Genomic DNA, 4,813 nt, shown 5'->3' with positions numbered 1-4,813 from the left:
CCGCGTGTGGCATGGGGGCGGGATTCGGGCTGGGGCACGTTCAGGAGCAAGTTCAGGGACAGGTTCGATCGGAGCCATCTGGCAAGGCACGGCAGGCGCCGCGCAGCAGGCATTGTGCCGCGAGCACAAGGCCCTGGCAGCCATGCGATGGCAGTGCACGCCCGTGCTGTCGCCCCCGTGACCGCGCAGGCGCCCTCTCAGGGTTTGCTTTGTTTGCAGTGCAGCACGCGCGGTCTAGATTCGGCGCACTCCCCCTGATCCCCACCACGGGCCGCAGCGGCCCGCAACGAGTCACCGACCATGGCTTTCATCAACTACGTCACCCAGATCCAGTTTGACTTCGGCGCCGTGCGCCTGTTGCGCCAGGAGTGCGAGCGCGTGGGCATCACGCGGCCGCTGATCGTCACCGACCAGGGCGTCAAGGCGGCCGGCGTGCTGCGAAAGGCGCTGGATGGGCTGGGCGACATGCCGCACGCAGTGTTCGACCAGACGCCCTCCAACCCCACCGAGGCCGCCGTGCGTGCGGCCGCGGCAATCTACCAGGAGCAGCGCTGCGACGGCCTGATCGCCGTGGGCGGCGGCAGCGCCATCGACTGCGCCAAGGGTGTGGCGATTGCGGCCACGCACGAAGGGCCGCTGTCGCACTACGCCACCATCGAGGGCGGCTCGCCGCGCATCACCGAGCGCGTGGCACCGCTGATTGCCGTGCCCACCACGAGCGGCACGGGCAGCGAGGTGGCGCGCGGCGCCATCATCATCGTGGACGACCACCGCAAGCTGGGCTTTCACAGCTGGCACCTGGTGCCGCGCGCCGCCATCTGCGATCCGGAACTGACCTACGGCCTGCCCGCCATGCTGACGGCCGCCACGGGCATGGACGCCATCGCCCACTGCATGGAAACCTTCATGGCAGCCGCCTTCAATCCGCCTGCCGACGGCATTGCGCTGGACGGCCTCACGCGCGGCTGGGCGCACATAGAACGCGCCACCCGCAATGGCCAGGATGCCGAGGCACGCCGCCAGCTGATGAGCGCCAGCATGCAGGGCGCCATGGCCTTCCAGAAGGGTCTGGGCTGCGTGCACAGCCTCAGCCACAGCCTGGGCGGCGTGAACCCGCGCCTGCACCACGGCACGCTCAACGCCATGTTCCTGCCCGCCGTGGTGCGCTTCAATGCCGAGGCCGAGAGCGTGCGCGCCGAACAGCGCCTGCAGCGAATGGCCCACGCCATGGGTCTGGCCTCGGGCAGCGACATTCCCGAAGCCATACGCGACATGAACGCCCGCCTGGGCCTGCCCACGGGCCTGGCCGCCATGGGCGTGGAGCGCGCCCAGTTCGCGGCAGTGATCGGCGGGGCGCTCAAGGACCATTGCCACGGCACCAACCCGCGCCTGGCCAGCGCCGACGACTACGAGCAGATGCTGGCCACCTCGCTGTGAGCCGCCGTAGCCGCTGTGAGCGGGCTCAGTGGCCGGGCGGTGACTGCTCCGGTGACTGCTCCGGTGACTGCTCCGGTGGCGGCGCCGGTACAGACGTGGAAGCGGGAGCGGGAGCGGGAGCGGGAGCGGGAGCGGGAGCGGGAGCCGGCGCCGGCACTGCGCCGCTTTCCATCATGCGGCGCACTTCCACGGTCTGCATCAGCTGCTCGGCCATGACGGCCAGCAGCTCCAGATCTGCCGGCGAGACCTCGCGCGGTGCGTCGTCCATGATGCAGAAGCTGCCCAGCACCGCACCGTGGCGGTTCCTGAGCGGCACGCCTGCGTAAAAGCGCAGCCGCATGGCCTGCAGTGCGGGGTTGCCGGCAAACCGGGGGTCGCGCGCTGCGTCGTGCACCACCAGGGGCTCGCCGCCGTGCACCACATACGAGCAGATGGACTGCCCGCGCGGCATCCCGGCCGATGCGGGGTCGCCCTGGTCCGCCACCAGCAGGCTGCCGGGCGTGTGCACGCGGTCGGCATCAACCCATGAGACCTGGGCCCATTTCACGTCGAAGGCATTGGCGGCCTGCTGGGCTGCCTCGTGGTACAGCGGCGGCAGGCCGGGCCCGAGCACGCCGCTGTCGCGCAGCTGGCGCACGCGCTGCTCATCGTCATCGGGAATGGGCGCGGCCAGGCCCTGGCCTGCCGCGTCGGGCAGGCGCAAGGCGTCCACCCACAACTGCAGCTCGCGCAGGCTGGACACGCAGGCGGCGGCGCCGCAGCGGCGCGCGAACTCGGGGTCGGACACCACGGCCGGCGCATTCCACAGCGCCAGCACCACGCGCAGATGCGGCCAGTGGCGGCGCACCCGCCGCATGATCTGGCGCGCCACGGTCTGGGGCTGGGCGCTGAAGACCGAGAGCACCAGCAATTGCGCCTCGGCAAGGGCCTGTGCGCCTGCGTGGCCCTGCGGCAGGCCGCCGCCCTCGCCCTGCCCCAGCTGGCGCCATTGCGGATCGGCCGCCAGCGCCCAGTCCGAGCAGCTGACCACGTGGCCGCGCAGCGCCTCGCTGTGCGCCACCATGGCCGCTGCCAGGGCATCGACCTCCCAGCGCGCACCCACGCAATGGATGCGCAGGGCCCGCGAGGACAGGTCTGCAGGCGCGGGATGGCTTTCGCGCAGCTCCTCGACCAAGGCATCCATGCCGCTGGACAGGCGCAGCCGGTGCTCGGCCGTGGCCGACTCCAGGTGCTGCTGGGTGGCCAGGCGCAGCGCGGGGATCGCCACCTCGTCATAGAAGCCGGCCACTGCGGCCGAGCGTTCGTCCGCCGAGGCCCGCGCCGGCAGCCTTGCGTCCACCAGTTCATGCGCCAGCGTGACCGCATCTTCCACATCGTCGGCCAGCAGGCGCTGGTACAGCCGCTGGGCCGGACCCAGCACGGGGGAGCTGCCCAGCAGCACCTCCATGAACTGCAGCGCCGGTATGTAGCGGCCCAGCACCAGCAGGCAGACCGTGAGCGGCGTGGACAGGATCAGCCCTATCGGCCCCCACAGCGCCGTCCAGAAGGTCGCGGCCGCAATGATGGACAGCGTGGACAGGCCCGTGCTGCTGCCATACAGCCAGGGCTCGATGAGGTTGTTGCTGATCAGCTCCAGCGCCATGATCAGCCCCAGCGTCATCAGCAGCATCTGCCAGCCCGGATCCACCGCAAAGGCCAGCGCCAGCGGGAAGGCGGCAGAGATCATGGCGCCCACATAGGGAACGAACCGCATGATGGCCGCCAGCACCCCCCAGAGAATGGCGCCCGGCACGCCGATGAACCACAGCCCCGCCGCCATGGGCAGTCCATAGGTGATGTTGACCACGAACTGCATGCGCAGGTACTTGCCTATGCGCTGCGAGGCCTCGTCCAGCGCGTCGGTGGCCACATGCAGGTTGCCGCCCATCAGGCGCAGCAGCCGGTCGCGCAGGTCATCGCGGTCCAGCAGGATGAGGATCACGAACAGCAGCACGATGCCGGCCGTGGTCACGGGCTCGGCCACTCGGCCCAGCCACTGCAGCATGCGCGCCGTGGGCTTTTGCTCGGGCGACTGGATCTCCACCTTCTGCACGCGGGGCGTGGTGGCGCCGCGGGAGATCTCACGCTCCACCGTGTCATAGGTGCGCAGGGCGCCGTCCCAGGCGCTGGGCATGTTGGCATTCCTGCGCAGGCTGCGCAGCTTGTCGCGGATGGTGCTCTGGTAAGTGGGCAGGTCGGCGCTGAGCTGCTGCACCTGGCTGCCCAGATAGGTACCCATTCCGGCCAGCGTTGCCAGCGCCATGACCACCACCAGCAGCGTCGCCGCCATGCGCGGCAGGCCCCAGCGCCTGAGCCGGGAGACCGCAGGATCGAGCAAAAAGCCGAACAGCAGCGCCAGGGCCAGCGGAATCAGCAGTCCCTGCCCGAAATACAGGCCCGCGATGATGATGCTGGCCACCAGCAGGCCGGTGAGCAGGCGCAGCGCAGGCACCATGTCGGCCAGCTGTGCCAGGCCCGGCAGGGCCGAACGCACGCTGCGTGCGAAAGCCGCGTCGGCAGCGGCCGCGTTGCCGGCCGCATCGGCTGCGGCGTTCTCAGCGCCTGGTTTTCTGGAAGGCGCTGGTGTGAGGTCGGGATGTGGATTCATGGGGGGACAGGCATCAGGGCTTGGATACGTGCGTGGATGCTGCCGCACTTGCGCCCATCGTGGGATTGCACAGCGCGCTGCGGGCCGGCCCTGTCAGCGGGCACCGCAATCGCTGGAACTCCGCCGCCGCCGCTGCCACAGCGCGCCAGCTCACCAGCGCACACGCACCACCGTGCCGCCGCCAGCACGCGGCGCCAGGTCCAGCGTAGCCCCTATGGCGTGGGCACGGCGGTGCATGCCTGCCAGGCCCATGCCCTGCGCCTCATCGGGTGTACGCGGCGGCAGGCCGCGGCCGTCGTCTTCCACGCGCAACTCCCAGCGCAGCTCGCGGCGCGCGCCGGGATGGGCGCCGTTCGCCCGCGCAATACCCGGCTCCAGGGGCTGCAGCACCAGCCACAGCGTGCTGGCCTGTGCGTGCTGCAGCACATTGCTCACGGCCTCCTGGGTGATGGCAAGCAGGTGCTGGGACGACTGGCCTCGAGGAAGATCGGGCAGATCGGGCAGGCCCGGCTCGGACTGCGGATCGGCCACGCTCCAGCGGATCTGCATGCCACGGCGGTCCAGCACGGGCTGCAGCCGGTGGCGCAGGCGCGCCAGGCGCACGGGCAAGGCGTCCTCCACGGCGTCCATGGCGTCCACCAGCAGGCGCAGGTCCAGCAAGGCCTGCTCCAGCAACTCCTGCGCCTGGCGCTGCCGGGTTTCGCTCGGCTCCAGCAAGGCCATACGCGG

The 4,813-nt window shown here is 70.7% G+C and carries 3 protein-coding genes; 1 reads left to right on the top strand and 2 read right to left on the bottom strand.

The genetic code is table 11. From position 1 onward, the window contains the following. Nucleotides 1–300 precede the first annotated feature (300 nt). Nucleotides 301–1,437, top strand: a complete 1,137-nt coding sequence (locus L995_RS18025; RefSeq protein ID WP_047472861.1) for an iron-containing alcohol dehydrogenase — start codon at nucleotides 301–303, stop codon at nucleotides 1,435–1,437. 25 nt (nucleotides 1,438–1,462) lie between these two features. Here the strand turns inward: L995_RS18025 and L995_RS18020 are convergent, their stop codons facing one another. Both L995_RS18020 and L995_RS18015 read right to left on the bottom strand, forming a co-directional pair. Continuing rightward, complete coding sequence (locus L995_RS18020) at nucleotides 1,463–4,084, bottom strand: AI-2E family transporter (protein ID WP_047472860.1); 2,622 nt, start codon at nucleotides 4,082–4,084, stop codon at nucleotides 1,463–1,465. A 150-nt stretch (nucleotides 4,085–4,234) separates the two neighbouring features. Further along, nucleotides 4,235–4,813, bottom strand: a 579-nt coding sequence (locus tag L995_RS18015) for a sensor histidine kinase (protein ID WP_047472862.1), incomplete at its 5' end; no start/stop codon positions are given.

The organism is Delftia sp. ZNC0008, from assembly GCF_000799035.1.
GTDB classification, from domain to species: domain Bacteria; phylum Pseudomonadota; class Gammaproteobacteria; order Burkholderiales; family Burkholderiaceae_C; genus Comamonas; species Comamonas tsuruhatensis.
This window is presented reverse-complemented; position numbering and strand designations above follow the sequence as displayed.

Coding starts and splice junctions, on each gene's coding strand:
- L995_RS18025 (WP_047472861.1), top strand. CDS start 301: ATGGCTTTCATCAACTACGTCACCCAGATCCAGTTTGACTTCGGCGCC.
- L995_RS18020 (WP_047472860.1), bottom strand. CDS start 4,084: ATGAATCCACATCCCGACCTCACACCAGCGCCTTCCAGAAAACCAGGC.